The sequence below is a fragment of the Kordia jejudonensis genome (genome assembly GCF_001005315.1).
Taxonomy (GTDB): domain Bacteria; phylum Bacteroidota; class Bacteroidia; order Flavobacteriales; family Flavobacteriaceae; genus Kordia; species Kordia jejudonensis.
In genome coordinates this window covers 35,546-52,481 of sequence record NZ_LBMG01000013.1, presented here as the reverse complement: position 1 = coordinate 52,481, position 16,936 = coordinate 35,546, and the positions used below count along the sequence as shown (strand labels likewise).

Below are 16,936 nucleotides of genomic sequence, written 5' to 3'. Positions count from 1 at the left end.
ATGAAAATAAATACAAAAAAGATAATTTCTGAATTCAGTCAGAATAACAACGATAATAATACTCAGAGATTAATCGAAGTAGCAAAGTCGAAAGATTTTTTAATAGGAGATATTGCAAATTTAGCAAATACACTTGCTAAAAGTGGTAAAGTACTAAATAAAGAAAAAGGGATATATGATATACCGTCCTCTGGTGGACCTTCTTCCCTATCTACATTAATATGTCCACTAGTTCTTTCTGTGTATGGAAAAAAAGTTGTTAAGCTAGGGGTTCCTGGTAGACCAGCAGGTGGAATTGATGTTTTAGCACAAATTGAAGGATATAAGTATTCTTTATCATTAACTGAAATAAATAATTTAAACTCCATTAATAAATATGTACATTTTCTAGCAAACGATTTTTTTACACCATTGGATATCTTTCTTTTTAACTATCGTAAAAAAAATAATTCGTTAAATATCCCAAATCTTGTAATAGCGTCTATTCTATCAAAAAAAATTGCAGTTGGTGTATCAAATGTTGGCTTAGATATTAGAGTTTCAGATTTTGGAAATTTTGGAAGGACATTTAATGAAGCGGAAGCTAATGCTAAAAAATTTAATAAAGTAGCTAATTTAGTTGGCATCCAATCTAAGTGTTTTATTACTGATGGAAATTCTCCTCAGCAGCCATATATTGGAAGAGGTGAATCGTTAGTTGCATTAAAACGTATTTTTACTCAATCAAGAAATAGTCTATTGAAAAATCATTTTGATAATTGTATTCGGATGTCTTTGAGCTTAATTGATGAAGAACTTATTATTAAAGAAAAAATTGTAGAACTATTAGAGATAGAATTTAAAAATAATATTGAAAATCAATATGGAAGCTATGATTCATTTTTGAATTATACCGAAGAAATTGAATCTAAACATAAATATAATTTAATTGCAGAAAGTACAGGTTTTATTAATATAGATTTATATATTATTAGAAGTGCTATATGTGAAATTCAAAATAAATTTAAAAGTGTCAATTTTTCAGACCCTTGCGGTATAATACTTAAAGTTAATAACGGACAAATTATAAATAAAAATGAAATTATTGCAACGTATAGATGTCATAATGATTATAAATTGGTTTTTTTTGAATTAATTCGAAAAGCTTTTAGTATAAGAACGAAATATAGTAATAAAGAGAATATATTGATAATAAAATGAAAGAGAAATATAGCTGTTTTAATTGCCCAAGTCTATCAGATTACACCTTGAAGGAAAAAACGGATAAATGCCCTAAATGCGGTGATGAATATGGTTTCCCATTATCTGATCATCCAGAAAATATTGGTGATATCAAAATAATAAAACCTTTAGAAAGAGGTTTTTATGGCTCAACTTATGTAGGGGAAATTTCTCCTTTTGGAGGTGTTAAAATAAAAAAAGTAATTAAGATAATACCTGTTGAAATATACAGAATAAATAATAAAGATTTTAAAAAAGAGTGTGAGGAGCATTTAAAAGTATCCCTGAATTCAAATCATATAGTTTCTATTGACACAAATTTTTATCATGAAAATATAGAAGTAGTATTTAAAAATGGAAAGATAATTAATTGTCATGCTATAGGTATGGACTATATAGAAGGAGATACTCTTAAAAATTATTTAAATGACTCTATAATCATTGAAAGCAGATCTATCGCTCAAATAGCGATTGATTTAATTACACTTCTTAAAGAATTAAGACAAAATGAAGCATATCACAATGATTTGCATCCAGGGAATTTGTTGATTGAAAAACTGTTGCCTCAAAAAAAGAGAATTGATGGCATTGATGAGAATATAAAACTTATAGCAATAGATCTTGGAAGTTTAGGACAAGAAACTAAAAGTAACGATGATTCTAAAAGGGCTGGTGATTTACATTGGGTAGCAGAATGCATTAATAGATTAAGTAGAAAAATAACTGATAACGCATCTCATTATGATGAAAAAGATTGGAGATTAGCTTATTTATTAGAAGAAAAAGCAGATTATTTAAAACCTCCAGTTATTGCTCAAAAACAGTTGTCATATCAAGATTTGATAGATCAAATAAAAGACACTTATTATCAGCATAATAATCCTTGGGAAGATGATTTAAAATTAAAAAACTTCCATGACTCTGTAAACGCTCAATCTTTAAGACCTTGGTATATCCCCAATTTGTTTGTAGATCAAGATAATAATTGGATTAATAGTATTAGTACAAAAGGTCCACAGGTAATTACAGGAATGAGAGGCTGTGGTAAAACAATGTTATTAAGAACACTAGAGTTTCATGCCCGAATTGTTCCTCAAAATGAACAAGAAGTAAAGGACAAAAATTTAATTTTAGATAGAATATACAAAAAAGAAGAGTATTTAGGTTTATATGTATCTTGTGTTAAATTATTAGGTTTCGATTCCCATGATTTCGACACTAAAAAAGAAATTTTTCAACCATATTCCAAACTATTTATAAGTTATGCTTTACAAGCAATTCAAGCAGTTAAGCATCTGAGTTATGTTGATAAATCAAAGGTTAGAAAAGATTACTTTGAACTTATTGCTAATACTCTCAAAACTATAATAAATAATTCCGATTCTTTAGAATATGTGTCTAGCCCTTATGATTTAGAAACAAAATTAAAAGGATTTTTAAATTCATTAAGTGATGGTAATTCTAAATTTGAAATTAAGATTCATCCAAAAATCGCCTTCCCTCAATTAGCAAGTGCAATTAAACAGGCTTCAGAAATATTTAATAAATCATATGTATTTTTCTTGTTGGATGATGTTTCAACCAGATACTTATCAGAAAATAACATTATGAAATTAGTATCTGAATTATTATTTCAAGATGAGAACTGTTCTTTTAAATTTACGACAGAAGCTCAAACACTTGAGATGGTTATAAAAGCCCCTGGAAATAATCAACAAGCAAAAATTGGAAGAGATTATACGATTTTCGATTTGGGGTCTGAGGTTAATCGAATAATACATAAAAATCATTACAAAGGAAAGTCTTTTATTGAAAAGGTTCTAACTAAAAGAGCCAAGTACTATCCATCACATCCAAAAAACATATCAATTTCCGAAATTTTAGGTGATAAAACATTAATTTCAATAGCCCATGATATTGTGAAACCTGAAAAAGCATCGAACAAAAAAGATATTTACACAGGTCTGACTGCTCTTACTGCTGTCTGCATTGGTGATTTAGGCGATGTCATTACTTTATATGAGTTAATGTTAAAAAGAAATACCAATAGAAAATATCCTATTCCTCCAAAAATTCAAAATGCATGTTTCTTAGAATTATGTAATTCCCGTTTATATGATTTAAACAGGAAGGATAGTAAATACCTAGATTTTGTGAATTCATTTGCAGATGCTTCACATCACTTATTAGTTCAATCTGCTATAAAAAAAGATAAAAATGAAGTGAAAAAATTAAGGCAGTATACTTCAATTTTTATTACTATTTCATATGGTGACAAAGAAATTCAGTACAAAAAGGTTAGAGATTTGATTGATTCTGGCATCTTCAATTTTTATGGTGGTCCTGAAGCATCAAGAACAAATAGACAAGGATTAAATCCTGAACAACAATTTAAACTTGTATTTAGAAAATTATATGGAGTAACTAGACATATTGGACTATCAAACGCAGATAGATTTGAACTTTCTGGGGAAAAGCTTTTCAATTGGCTTAATAATCCAAAAGATGGTAAAGATATTCTCATTGGAAATCTAAATCCTATGACCGATAAAGAGATTAAAGAAGGTCTAAATGAAATGGATATTATTATACATGAGGAAGAAGAAAATTTGATACAACAGCAATTAGAATTTCCCATAAATAAAGCAGAAGTTGATGAGGAAATGATACTTCCAGATTATAGTCATATATTAAGTAAGCTTCCAGAAATTAAAGAAATTAAAAAACTACCAAATGATATTTCTATTGATAATATAATTCTAGGTTTAGGATTTGAAGATGCAACTTTAGAATCAGCAAGGAAACTATCAAAATTAGATGCATGTAATTTAATCCTTATTGAATTTGATGAAATAGGTAAAACGAATGAAATTATTGAAGTTTTTAAAGAAAATGGATTTAATACAGATAATATAATTAAGTATAAAGATTTTTTGACCTCATGGAATAATCTTCTGAAAGGTAACACGGTTTGTGATATTACTGGTTTGCCAAAATCAATAATTTTTGACTCAATAAGAAAGTTAATCTATAATGGAAATAATGTTTATCTAACTTGTACAGAACCAGAGTTCAGTTATCCATTAGATGAAAATATTAATAAGGTATTAAAAGATAATGGAAATAGTAATTCAATAAATCTATTAACCGAAGTTTCCGATTTAATTAAAGGGGAACAAGGACCTTATTCACACACAAATCTTTTATCAAAATATACAAATATTTCAGAGCCAAGAGTTTTATTTTCTTTTGCTCCTATAAAACATGAGCGTTTATATACATTATTAGGAGAAAGAGAATATGATAAAATAAATGTTGTTGTACCAGAAGGAAATTCTGCTAAGGAAAGATTAGCACAACTTTCAGCAAAATTCTCATTAACTAGATATAATAATGCTACAATCCATAAAATAGAATTAGATGATTTGAATAAGTTGATGGAAACCTTGGCTATAGATTATTATACATATTTTATTTTAAATAATTTTCCTTTTGAAATAGCATTAACAGGTTCTAAATTACAATCTGCAATTGTAGCTGCTTTTGCTTCAACCTTTAAAATATCTCAATGTTGGTATATGAAGCCAAAAAAGTGGGATGAGTCGAAATTTTCAAGAGGGCATAAAATAACTAGATTTTTTCATATAGTAACTAAATAATAAAGCAGTACGTAAATTATAAAGTCTGATTCAGCCTTTTTCACATAATCAATAGAATATTAAAACTAAAATACACTAATGCTTTAATAGTATAAAAAATCATCCAACTCTGTTTTCAAGAAGATATTAAATAAAATAATATAAACTTATATTATAAAAAAGTATATCTTTTTCTTGTATATAAAATTACTTGTATTTCAATTGTAACATTTAGAGATACAAATATTTTTTTATTCGGAACTTTTGTATACATTTGAGTAACTATCTCTAATAAAAGTAACATGACATTTCTTGGTAAATATCTTACTGACAAATCAATAAATAAGGCTGAAGTTTCACGGAAAACAGGCATAAGAAAATCACGCCTCAGTAATCTCAGTACAAAAGAAGATACAAATCTTAAAGCTGAAGAATTATATTTAATTTCTAAAGCAATTGATGCTAATCCAAATGAAATTCTTCAAAAGATTTATGGACATTTAAAACTGAATAAATAATCATGAAACATCTTAATTTCATAGATTTATTTTCAGGTGCAGGTGGTTTGTCTGAAGGTTTTATAAAGGCAGGTTTTAAGCCTATTGCTCACGTAGAAATAGATAAAAAAGCTTGTGACACTTTAGAAACTCGATTAGTATATCATAAATTAATTTCCGAAAATAAAACAGAAAAATATTATGATTATATTTCGGAAAAAATAACCAGAGAAGAATTTATAAAAAACTTTGGAGATTCAGCACTTTCCGATTCTGTTATAAATATACCAATCGGAGAAGATAACAATAGAATTATTTTTGAAAAAATAGACAAACTTGCATGTGGAAAACAAATTGATATAATTGTCGGTGGTCCGCCTTGTCAAGCCTACTCTCTTGTCGGAAGATCAAGAGATAAAAATAGAATGAAAAATGATCCCCGAAATTTCCTCTATAAAGAATACGCGAAGTTTCTCAAAAAATATCAACCAAAAGTGTTTGTCTTTGAGAATGTTATGGGACTAATAACAGCCGAAAACGGAAGTTATTTCAAAAATATGCAAGCATATTTCAAACGGATTGGTTATGAATTAGATTATACCATTCAAAAATCTGAACATTTCGGAGTATTACAAAGACGAAGACGAATTATTTTGATAGGCTGGCAAAAAGGATTGGGTTTTCAATACCCAAAATTTGATCAACTCAACGAAGAATTCACTATTAGTCAGATACTATCTGATTTAGAAAAATTAAATCCTGGAGATCAAAAAAATGTTACTAATTATATTAAACCAACAACAAAGTATCTTGAAAAATTTGAGTTAAGAAATGGAGTCAGCTTTGTGACACAACATATTGCTAGACCTCATAATGAAAGGGATTTAAAAATTTATAAAATAGCTATAAACAAATGGCTTAAAAAATCAGAGAGACTAAAATATCCTGATTTACCAACTGAACTTAAAACTCATAAAAACGAAAAATCATTTGTTGACAGATACAAAGTTGTTGACATTAATGGACTTTCACATACAATGGTAGCTCATATAGCAAAAGATGGTCATCATTATATCTATCCTGATACTAAGCAAGTAAGGTCAATATCTGTAAGAGAAGCTGCTAGAATTCAATCATTTCCTGATGATTTCTATTTTGAAGGTGGTAGAAGTGCCGCTTTTAGGCAAATTGGGAATGCTGTTCCCCCATTAATGGCTTTTTCAATAGCTAAATCGATTAAAGAACAACTATGTTAGAAGAAAATAAAATAAAAGACGGTTTTTATCAAATACGTCCAGCAGGAAGGCATATAATTACAATTGGTAGAGACTTAATAAAAGATAAGTATGCTGCTATAGTCGAATTAGTCAAGAATGCCTTTGATGCTGATTCACCAAATTGTAAAATTTCCTTACTTCCTTTTAAAAAGAATATCTTCGAGAATGGTGAAGAAATTGAGCAAAAGGGAATAAAAGTTATAATTAAAGATGAAGGTCATGGAATGACTTTCGAAACAGTTACTGAAAAATGGATGGTTCCTTCTACCGATGATAAATTACATAGAGGTGTAAGTCCTAAAGGTAGAATAATGCAAGGAAAAAAAGGTATAGGAAGATATTCTGCATCTATGATTGGTGATGATATGGTACTACAAACCATTGATGAAAGCGGTGACCTCACAACTTTATATCTTATTTGGGAACATTTTGAAAAAGCTAAATATTTAAGTGACGTTGATGTACTTATCGAGAATTACAAAACAAATGAATCAAGTGGAACAGAAATAATTATTGTTGGAGATGAGAACCATTTGGAAGAATGGTCTGCAAAACAAATACAAAACTTAAAATTTGAATTAAAGAAGTTAATTCCACCAGTAGAAAAAGATGAAGACGATGATACATCTACTAAAGACAATAACAAGTTTGAAATTCAACTTGAAATAGGTGATTTCCCTTTTGGTGAAGGATACTCTAATTATACTGAGACAATAGAACCATATCCATTATTTGAACTTTTCGATTATAGAATATCTGGCACAGTAAATAATGATGGAATAGCTAAATTAAAGTTTGAAAACAATCGAATTAAAAATGCGCCTAAAGAAATATTACCGTCATTTGAAATATCATTAAACATTGAATCTGATGACGATATCACCAAAGGTAAATATTGTGGTAACGTAAGATTTGATTTTCGAGTGTTTGATAGAGACCCAAATTCGATTGATGGGTTAATAGAAAGAGGTTTAAAAGATCCTACTACTGGAAAATACGTTGGTAGAAGAGAAGCTAGAATAATACTAGATAAATTTAATGGTATAGGAGTATATAGAAATGGATTTAGAATTCGCCCATTAGGAGATGCTGGTTTCGATTGGCTATTACTTGACAAACAAAGAGTCCAAAACCCATCCTTAAAAGTCGGGAGTGACCAAGTTATTGGTTTTATCCATATTGAATCAGAGGATAAATCTGGATTGATTGAAAAAAGTGCTAGAGATGGGTTGAAAGAAAATTCACAATATGCTGGATTAATCCAAGTCGCTAAAAGTGTTTTAAAAGAATTAGAAAACAGGAGGTTTGCATATCGTCAAAGTGTTGGACTGGGTCGTAACAATCGAGATATTAACGAGAAAATAAAACGTCTTTATAATTTTCAAGATTTACACGAAAAAATTAATAAGGAACTTGATACGCTTGGCGTTGAAAAGACCAGACGCGATGGTATTAATAAATTAATTTCTGATAAAGAAAAGAAAAATAACAAGATTGCAGATGAACTAAAGCAAGTTATTGCGCTATATCAAGGTCAGGCAACGGTTGGTAAGATTGTGAATGTAGTCTTGCACGAGGGAAGAAAACCTTTAGGTTATTTTAAAAATCAAATTCCATTAATTAAAGAATGGAGTGAGGAGTTAGAAAACGAATTTAGCCAAGATTTACTAAATAAAATTTTGAACAGACTTTCTGTCATTGATGAGCAAGGTAAAATCTTTATCGATTTGTTTGGAAAGTTAGACCCATTATCAGCTAAGAAAAGAAGTAGAAAGAAAGATTTTAATATTAGACAAGTTATAGAAAATGTAAAAGATGTGTTTTTATCGGAGTTAAATTCTCAAAATATTGACTTTGAAATAGATTGCGATATAAACTTGACAGCTTTAGGTTGGAAAGAAGATTTTTATATTGTTTTCACCAATTTAGTTGATAATAGTCTTTACTGGTTTCAGAATATTACAGATAGAGAAAAAAGAATATCCTTTAAAGTTTTTGAAGAAGAAGACGATGACCTTTTTATTATTGAATACCGAGATAATGGTCCAGGAATAGATAAACATCTAATTGAAAGTGAAGTTATCTTTGAGCCAGAATTTAGTAATAAAACAGGAGGAGGTACAGGTTTGGGGTTAGCTATTGCTGGTGAAGCGATTGATAGAAATGATGGTGAACTAAAAGCAATATATTCCGAGACAGGCGCATTTTTTAAAATTGAAGTAACCCTACAATAAAAGATTATATGAATTTACTTATAGTTGAAGACGACAAGGCAACAATTCAGTCCTATATCGATAATATAGATTCTTTTAACAAAAATTCTGAAATACAAATTGAACCTGAAGTAAAAGAAAACTTGGCAGATGCTAAAAAGTCACTTATCAGTCCAAATTTTGATGCTGCAATAATTGATTTAAAATTATCTTCAACTTCAGGTGATTTAGAAGGTTTAGAAATTGTTGAAGATATTCAAAATAAATTAAGGTTCCCAATTTTTATCGTATCAGGTAGTTTAGGTCAAGTGGAACAAGAAGAAAATGCCTTTTTAAAAAAACGTTCCAGAGATGGCAGCTTCAAAGATATTTTAACTGAAATAATAAACATTTATAAAACTGGTGTAACAAAAATTTTGGGAAAAAAAGGAACTATAGAGAAATACCTAAACTCAATTTTTTGGAATCATATGTCCAACTCTATGGATTTATGGGTAAACGATACAACAAGAACAGCTCTAGAAAAAGAAAAATCACTTCTTCGTTACACTTTGCTTCATATGCAAGAATACATAGATGAGGAATTAGAAAAATATCATCCTAGTGAGTTTTATATAACTAAACCCATTAAGAAAAATCTTTTTACTGGAGATATTGTTACGTTAGAAAAAAATAGATTTTTAATCCTTACACCATCTTGTGATATTGTACTTCGCAAAGATGGAAATAGAAATGCAGATTTTATTTTATTTTGCAAAATTAAGCCACTTAAAGATATAGTTGAAAATTATAATCTTTTGAATCATGATACATCAACTAATAATTCTAATAGAAAACGATTAATTAGTTTTTTTGAAAATAAAAAACAGAAGTATCATTTTATACCGAAAGCAGAGGGTATCGAACCAGGTCTAATAGATTTTCAAGAAAAGTTAACTATACTAACCAATGAAGTGAGTGAATTATTGAAAGTAAACAAAATAGAAAGAATAGCAACCATTTCTCAACCTTTTTTGAAGGATATAATTTCAAGATATTCAAATTATTATTCTAGGCAAGGCTCACCCGATTTTGATCCCAATGAAATCTATAATTCAATTTTTAAGCCCGAATAATTTTCTAAGATATCAACCCTCTTTCATGCGATTCCAAAGTGCTTTAATTCCTATTATCAAATTGAAAAGAAAATCACCCGCCTTAAATCAATTTGTATAAATATAGATAATCTAAATATAAAATAATGATAAATGTAAAGTTGAAGGATTTGGAACTTAAAGCTACTACTATTAATTATAAAAAGCATTAAACATTTCTCTATAAAAAATAATTCTAATTAAATCCACTAGATATAAATAAGGTTACATAGAGAAAAGAAAACTTTCTACTTTTCATATAAGATAAGGTATAAATTAATTACTTAAAAAATCAAAAACATATTAATTCTTTAAATTGTAAGCAGAATTAATTGACCGTTGTAAGTAAGAACATAAATATTTAATTTTCAATCACTTACTTACCCAAAGAGTTATTCAGACCTCTGATTTAAGAAAAGATCCTGATCTCTATAAATATAAAGTACTACAAATCAGCACATTAAAAGTTGAGAAGATAATTTTTTTGATCAATTTTTGGTCAAAACCATGCTCCTAAACCATGCTCCTCAGTAAAAAAGTAAGAAAATAACACCAAATATGAAGTCCTTAAAAAAAGAAACCCTCTCATTTTGAGAGGGTTATAAAGGGTGAAAGACCGGGTTCGAACCGGCGACCTCTGGAACCACAATCCAGCAGGTCTTCACGTAAATCGCTAATTATCAGTGTGTTTATAAAATGAAAATGTCTCGAAACGATACTTTTCGATGCGAAACAATACTTCTAAAAGATACTTTTTTACTTTTTTCTAATTTATCTAATAATATTGTCAAATTCATTTAATTGAATCGTCAATAGTAAATATACATTTTTAATATTAAAAATTGACTTTTTATGCAAAAGGATTAATCTCTGCTGGAGTCCCTGAAGGATATCCCCATGCCACAAATTGACTCTTATTTTCATCCACGTCAAGATGAACAAAAGTGCGACCAACGCCAATTCTTTTTATTCCTAAATTTCTCGCTTCTTCAATAATTTGATTTCGGATAAACTTTGATGGTGTTCCAATATCAACAGCTTTACATGTTGGAATTTTATGTGACGAACGAGAAGCGCCACCGACTTTTCTGTTATGTGATTCACTTCTTGCGCCTGAATTTATCCAATCGAATATTGGATATCCTGTACGCTTACTTAATGCATCTAAAGTCATTATTAAACGTCTATCTATACAGTTTCCTGAACCTGGTTCATCAGGACTATCAAATACGGACAAATCTATTCTCTGAACTACTGATTTATTAGATTTCTTTTTTGTCTTGGAGAGTCTATAAATGAAAAAGACACTTAACGCTGTAACTGCCAAAGTGCCTATTCCAATATAGATCATTTTTTTTTCATCTTTTAGTTCCACACCCACAGCCTTTTTTTTGTTCTTGTTTAGGTTTATAATGGCGACCATATAAATCTGAACATAATTTTATAGTACTGACTAATAGAAATGCGCCAAAGAGATAATTAAGTGAGGAATTACCTTTATTCAAATTCATAACTTCTTAATTTTTATATTTTAAAACTTCTTCTTCTAGTTCGTTTATTCGTTCACGTTGATTAGTGATGGTTTGATTCATTTCAGCATTTTTACTTTCAAGTTTGATAATACGATCTCTTTGCAGCCCAATAGTTACTTCCATTGATAAATTTTTACTTTCAAGTTCTTTTATTGTTCCTTCCATAAAAACGTTTTTACTTTCGAGTTCTTTGATCCTTTGATCCATATTCTCTGTCCAAAGCTTATAATTCTCAACAACTAAGCTATTTGCTTGTGTATTCAGGTTATTGATTTCAGCGTTTTTAAGACGCTTTTGTACTCTAAACTGCAATAGGATTTCAATAAGTTTCCAAAATCCCGTAGCACCAAATACAATACCGAATATTTGCAATACATTCATTCTAATTTATTTAATAATTAATACTCCAGTAACTATGGCAAGTCCAGTTCCAAGTAACCACTTTAGGAATTTACCACGCCTGATCTGCTTATCCTTTTTTTTGATCGTTTCGTTAAGCTGTTCGATATGAAGCTGATCGTTTGTCTGAATTTTGTTTAAATTCTCGATTTTGGATTCTAGGTCAAAAATGGAAAGTTCTTTATCTCGTAATAGTTTTTGATACCTAGTAATATCAATTTCAAACATACCGATAAGACTATCCTTATATTTTTCGTTTTCTAGTTTAGTGGCTATAAATCGTGATTGCTCGATTGAGAAACAGAAATATTTACTTCCGTTTATATTTTGTGGAATCGGTTCTAATGTTTGTTTTGATGTTTGCGAAATACTCAAACAACTCCACATCAGACATGCGATTAATGACATTAATTTTTTGTTGTAACTCATAGTGTAAATTTTGAATGATACGGTTACTTTGATCTAGTTTGAGAAGTAAACTATCGGATTTCTTTTTTCGCTTCAGTATATCTTGATCTAGCTTTGAATTTAGTTGCTGAAGCTTCAAGTTTTCTTGCTCCAACTTAATAATAGTCTCATTATAATTGCTATTATCACTTCTACCGAAATAGTGTGTAGTAGAAATATTAATAGCAATTACAATGACTATAAAAATTATATACTTTTTACTGCTCATATTTTATTGGTTCTTGTGGTAAGCTTGGCGAAAAAAAACGAACCACTTTGTCAATAAGCAACTTGTGAAATACCAATGTAAAAATGAATGATTGCACTAATTTTTCTATTTCATTAATGGTATAATCACGTATGAAGTAAATTGCAATACCATATAATACGCCAATAAATAGAACACGGTATCGTGTGGAAATTTTAAGTCCAAAGACTTTATAATAAAGCTTTTTTGCAAACACGCTATTTAGCATATAAACAATCAAAATAAGTGTGAAGATATAAGCCCAATCAAGGGAATTAATATAGTCTACAAATTGAAATACTATTTCTTTCATAATTCTTTTTTAATGAGTGATTTAATTAGCGCCACTTCTTTAAGTAGCAGCTTTTACAGATGGTTTTATTTTAAGGTTGTTGGCAAGTCTGGCTATTATAATGATGGCGACTCCTGTTCCTAGAAGCGTTAATGAAAGTCTAGTTAAAGTCCTATTTGTGATGTTTATAGTCACTTCAGTTTTTAACCCATCTTTATCAACCAAACTATCTAGCAAACCTTTAATATTTCTTTTTTGTGGCATTTCGTTTCTTTTTTCTACGTTGCTCCATATTCAGTTTGTTGTAGAGTTCTTCATTAACTTCATCTACTTTTAAAAAGCGTCTAACACGTTCTGCTGTTAGCTTATCAAAGTCATTTGTAATAATTCCTGCGCCACCATGATTTTTCATTAGATAAACTTTCAAGTTCCAAATACGCTTACCTTTACTTCCAAGTTTTAAAGGAAAATTGTCATTTGCTTCTACTATTATTTCTTGTGGCTTTACAACTTCCAATTCGTTTATAATTTCTTCTTTCTGCGGATCTATTTCCAAAACAGTACTAACAACTTTCATTTGTGTTATTTCCTGATCTGACTTTTCTTCAGTTTTCTTTAATAAAGGTGTAGATTCAATTTCTTGTTTTGGAAATTCAACATCTTGATCTTGCTCAATTGGAAGATTTACACTTTTGACAATTGAAACTTTTTCCAAAGAAGATTCGTCTGAAGCTATTGACTCATTTTTTTTCTGTTTTTCTACAGTTGTATCTTTTTCTTTTTTTGTTTCAACCACAATGTAGTATTCAGCATCTTCAATTTCTTCTTCCTTTTTACCGAATAAGGTATAACCTAAAAAACCAAGTATTATCAATCCTCCTGCGATTAAAAATCCTTTTTGCATATTATCCATATTATTTTCCTAGTGTTTTAAGTGTTTGTTTCATTTTTTCTATATCAGCTGTGGTAAATACTGTTTTACCAAGTTTACTTTTGGCTGCTCTTGAAGTTTTTCCTCCAAAAACTCCATCTACACCATCACGTTTTGCACCAAATTTTCCTAAGTCTGCCCCCAAAACTTTTAAGTATCGCTGTAGTACGCGGACTAAGCTTCCACGACTTCCATACTTTACTACTGCTTTGCTTGAACTCGATCTAGTAGGTGTTGTAGTTCCTGACCTTGTTGGTAGGTAAGGTGGAGTTATGGAAGCTGTACTTGTTCCAGGAATACTTACTGAATAATCAGTTGTACTATTCGTCTTTTTTTCTTCCTCTTTTTTCTTGTTTAAAAGAAAATATGTGAGTACTGCACCACCAATGACAACGACTGCACCACCAATTAGTATTGGCATTTTGTTGCGTTGAAAAAATGTAGATTTTACTTGAATGTTTGCGCTTTTCATACTTTAATTAATTTTATAAGGTTTTATAATTCGGTAATCTGTTAATGTATTTCCATACGTATAGCTTCATTTCTGAATGGCTAAGGAAGCTGTTTAAGTGCTGCCATAAATCTTTATTATTGTGGTTATTGTAGTAAGCTTTTGATAAGCTTGCTACGTCAGTTTTACTTCTTAATTTTTTGAAAGTATCTCTAACTGCATATTCATCATCATTGAAAGTTCCTTTTGCATTTTTTAGTGTTTTAGCAAGTTTTGAAGCTTTACTATCCCCAAGAATTAATAGCTTCTTAGGAGACACCCACTTTTTTACATCTTCTAAATAATTCATGTCAAATGGTGCATTCCAATTTGGTTCTTTTTTTACCGAAGCAGTCCCTGAAGTATTTACCTGAACACCACTTCCAATATTTGCCTGCGTGGATTGTACTGAATAGCCTAATGAATTATTTTTGCTGTTTTTCTTACTTCGATAGATTAGATATCCACCGAAACCAAGAACTACAACTGTTCCACCACCAATCATCCACCATGTTGTGTTTGTCATTTCCATATACTATACTTTTTAAGCTGTTCTGTAATTTGGTTTACTATTAACTATATCCAATACGATTTTGATTTCGTCCTTTCCGAAACGATATTTTAATACATCTATCAAATTTTTAGATTCGTCTTCTTGATACGCTTTAGCGACTTGAGAAACTTGTACTTTGTCCTTTAATTTTCTAAATACGCTGTATATCTTGTCCTCGTCATCACCACCTTTGTACCAAGGTAGAAACCCGCTTTTAATTTGTTTGGCGTAATATTCTGCGGTACTTTCTTTTAGTGCTAATACCTGACCGTTAACTTTTTGAATTACGTTATCCAAGTAGTTAATATCAAAGGCGTTTTGTGAACCAATACCATTTTTAACAGGCTCAATTTTTGCATTAAGTGCAATCAATAATTTGCTTGTAATTCGTTCACGTTTTCGATTGCGATCTCCTATAACAATACTGCCAACAAACAATACAAATACAAGTCCGCCTGATATGATTAATATGTTTTTTTTCATTTGCCAAGTAGTTTTGCGGTTCTTCCTGCTGGCGTGAATGCTGCTAGGTCTTTAAGCGTTGCATTCTTAGTTGAGTTTCTTAGAACCATGATTATTCCAATTAGGACAACAATAAGTACTATTGGGATTCCAATAGAGAGTATTTTAGTCATGTTTTTTCCAAAACCTAGAATGTTTCCACCTATCTCTGAAAGGTCTGCAACAGTTCTTGTCGCCATGTTGGAAACATCTAAATCATTGGCTTTAAGCCACCTTAAAAATGTTGGGCTTGTGGTACAGAAAACAGAACCGTTCGATTTCCAAGTGACAAGCCAAATCATCTTGGCATTTTTAGTACCAAGCTTCTTTTTTAATTGTGAGTAATAACTTGTCCAAAAATCACACGCGTCGTCAGCTTCAGGAACGAGGAAAATTTGATTTTCGACTTGTATTTGAATTGCCATGATTTTTAAAGTTTAAAAATTGATTGACTCTGTTTTTTTATTTCTGCTTTTTCAAAACCTTGTGATTTCAGCAAGGCTTCAAATTTTTGTTTTTGTTCATGTTGGATATACATAAATAGGCGTTTATGATACTTTTTTGATAATCTATTTGCTATCCAAAACCCTATTGCGATCATTAGGATTGTTCTCATCCATTTTTAGATTTTTTGATGTAGATGTGTTTTTCTGCAATTCCAATTTCACGAAGCCAATCATTGACGCTAAAAGCTGGACTGTCTTCTGCGGGTTTAGTAGGGACTTCATTAAATCCTAATATGACTATGTTTGGAAATCGCAAAACATAGAACTTTACAATGGCTTCAAGAGTTTGTTTTTGACTATTGGTTCGTGTGTCTTTATCAAAAGATTCTTTTAGTGTACGTCCACCAACATAGGCTAGATTTTTAGCGATTCCTGTTAAGTCTCTAAGTCCGTGACTAATTCCCCATAGGTCTGTTTGCGTTGGGTTGTCTTCAGCTATAATTGTCTCTAAGCTTCCATCAATTTTCACCAAATAATCAAATCCTGGTCTATTAAATCCTAAACCGTTTTCTTTTGTGCTTGCTGTATGTTTATCAATAATCACATCTTTCCCAAAGTCGTTTGCTTCTGAGGTATTTGTACTGTGTATGATTAAATAATCTACGTGTTTCATTTGTCTGTTTTTAAATGTTTTGTAATCTTCTAAAACCTAATAATCTACTTGTGGGATATCGCTTGATATTGACCATATTGTTTTGATTTCCACCTAATACATAGATTCCTTTTTTATCATGTGTATAGCCGATAAAAATCCCAACGTGTCCTTTCCAAGAACTTTTTTTTTCGCGCCAAAAGATGACTACATCGCCTTGTTTTGGATTGTCTATCTTCTGACCAACCGTAAGCCATGAACGCGCATTTAACTTTCCTGTTCGCTCCATGCCAGCTAGTAAGGCTACCCAATTCATATAGGCGCTACACCAAGCTGTTTCATCAGTTTTTACCCAACTATGTCCGATTTGTTTGAAATAGTCCAAAATGATCGGATTGTGTCTTTTCCCTACGATTTCAGTTACTCCGTACTGACTCATTGCAATTGCTAATAACTTTTTCATATTC

The 16,936-nt window shown here is 30.2% G+C and carries 19 protein-coding genes; 6 read left to right on the top strand and 13 right to left on the bottom strand.

Annotated elements, in window-relative coordinates; genetic code table 11:
• From AA089_RS09235 to AA089_RS09210, 6 genes are all read left to right on the top strand, one after another.
• The gene (locus AA089_RS09235; protein WP_046756653.1) at positions 1-1,200 is read left to right on the top strand and encodes a hypothetical protein; all 1,200 of its coding nucleotides are present in this window, start codon (positions 1-3) and stop codon (positions 1,198-1,200) included.
• On the top strand, positions 1,197-4,880 hold the full coding sequence (locus AA089_RS09230) for an ORC-CDC6 family AAA ATPase (RefSeq protein ID WP_046756652.1): 3,684 nt from the start codon (positions 1,197-1,199) through the stop codon (positions 4,878-4,880). Before AA089_RS09235 ends, AA089_RS09230 begins: the two co-directional genes overlap by 4 nt.
• A gap of 281 nt (positions 4,881-5,161) precedes the next feature.
• On the top strand, positions 5,162-5,377 hold the full coding sequence (locus AA089_RS09225; RefSeq protein ID WP_046756651.1) for a helix-turn-helix domain-containing protein: 216 nt from the start codon (positions 5,162-5,164) through the stop codon (positions 5,375-5,377).
• Between the two features lie 2 nt (positions 5,378-5,379).
• A complete protein-coding gene (locus AA089_RS09220) occupies positions 5,380-6,612 on the top strand; it encodes a DNA cytosine methyltransferase (protein WP_046756650.1) in 1,233 nt (410 codons plus the stop codon).
• Entirely contained in the window at positions 6,606-8,867 is a 2,262-nt protein-coding gene (locus AA089_RS09215; RefSeq protein WP_046756649.1) for an ATP-binding protein, read from the top strand. The genes AA089_RS09220 and AA089_RS09215 overlap by 7 nt, the downstream gene beginning before the upstream one ends.
• An 8-nt stretch (positions 8,868-8,875) precedes the next feature.
• Positions 8,876-9,961, top strand: coding sequence for a response regulator (locus AA089_RS09210; RefSeq protein ID WP_053002288.1), 1,086 nt, complete (start codon positions 8,876-8,878; stop codon positions 9,959-9,961).
• Positions 9,962-10,829: 868 nt separating this feature from the next.
• Here the strand turns inward: AA089_RS09210 and AA089_RS09205 are convergent.
• From AA089_RS09205 to AA089_RS09140, 13 genes are all read right to left on the bottom strand, one after another.
• Positions 10,830-11,330 carry a D-Ala-D-Ala carboxypeptidase family metallohydrolase gene (locus AA089_RS09205; protein ID WP_046756714.1) on the bottom strand — a complete coding sequence of 167 codons (501 nt, stop codon included), beginning with the start codon at positions 11,328-11,330 and terminating at the stop codon, positions 10,830-10,832.
• Positions 11,331-11,496: 166 nt separating this feature from the next.
• Entirely contained in the window at positions 11,497-11,892 is a 396-nt protein-coding gene (locus tag AA089_RS09200) for a hypothetical protein (protein WP_046756647.1), read from the bottom strand.
• A 6-nt stretch (positions 11,893-11,898) separates the two neighbouring features.
• Complete coding sequence (locus AA089_RS24685; protein WP_156168957.1) at positions 11,899-12,339, bottom strand: hypothetical protein; 441 nt, start codon at positions 12,337-12,339, stop codon at positions 11,899-11,901.
• Positions 12,340-12,575: 236 nt separating this feature from the next.
• Entirely contained in the window at positions 12,576-12,917 is a 342-nt protein-coding gene (locus AA089_RS09185) for a hypothetical protein (protein WP_046756644.1), read from the bottom strand.
• 39 nt (positions 12,918-12,956) lie between these two features.
• On the bottom strand, positions 12,957-13,160 hold the full coding sequence (locus tag AA089_RS09180; RefSeq protein ID WP_046756643.1) for a hypothetical protein: 204 nt from the start codon (positions 13,158-13,160) through the stop codon (positions 12,957-12,959).
• Complete coding sequence (locus AA089_RS09175) at positions 13,138-13,809, bottom strand: hypothetical protein (RefSeq protein WP_046756642.1); 672 nt, start codon at positions 13,807-13,809, stop codon at positions 13,138-13,140. The genes AA089_RS09180 and AA089_RS09175 overlap by 23 nt, the downstream gene beginning before the upstream one ends.
• A gap of 1 nt (position 13,810) precedes the next feature.
• On the bottom strand, positions 13,811-14,299 hold the full coding sequence (locus AA089_RS09170) for a peptidoglycan-binding domain-containing protein (RefSeq protein ID WP_046756641.1): 489 nt from the start codon (positions 14,297-14,299) through the stop codon (positions 13,811-13,813).
• Positions 14,300-14,312: 13 nt separating this feature from the next.
• Complete coding sequence (locus AA089_RS09165) at positions 14,313-14,843, bottom strand: hypothetical protein (RefSeq protein ID WP_241479984.1); 531 nt, start codon at positions 14,841-14,843, stop codon at positions 14,313-14,315.
• Between the two features lie 18 nt (positions 14,844-14,861).
• Positions 14,862-15,353 (bottom strand): hypothetical protein, encoded by a 492-nt coding sequence (locus AA089_RS09160; RefSeq protein ID WP_046756639.1) that lies wholly within the window; start codon positions 15,351-15,353, stop codon positions 14,862-14,864.
• Positions 15,350-15,796, bottom strand: coding sequence for a hypothetical protein (locus tag AA089_RS09155; RefSeq protein ID WP_046756638.1), 447 nt, complete (start codon positions 15,794-15,796; stop codon positions 15,350-15,352). The genes AA089_RS09160 and AA089_RS09155 overlap by 4 nt, the downstream gene beginning before the upstream one ends.
• A 5-nt stretch (positions 15,797-15,801) precedes the next feature.
• Positions 15,802-15,987, bottom strand: a complete 186-nt coding sequence (locus tag AA089_RS09150; RefSeq protein ID WP_046756637.1) for a hypothetical protein — start codon at positions 15,985-15,987, stop codon at positions 15,802-15,804.
• Positions 15,984-16,490: a peptidoglycan recognition protein family protein gene (locus tag AA089_RS09145; protein WP_046756636.1), complete on the bottom strand. Its 507-nt coding sequence runs from the start codon at positions 16,488-16,490 to the stop codon at positions 15,984-15,986. Before AA089_RS09145 ends, AA089_RS09150 begins: the two co-directional genes overlap by 4 nt.
• A 10-nt stretch (positions 16,491-16,500) precedes the next feature.
• Complete coding sequence (locus AA089_RS09140) at positions 16,501-16,932, bottom strand: TIGR02594 family protein (RefSeq protein ID WP_046756635.1); 432 nt, start codon at positions 16,930-16,932, stop codon at positions 16,501-16,503.
• Positions 16,933-16,936 lie beyond the last annotated feature (4 nt).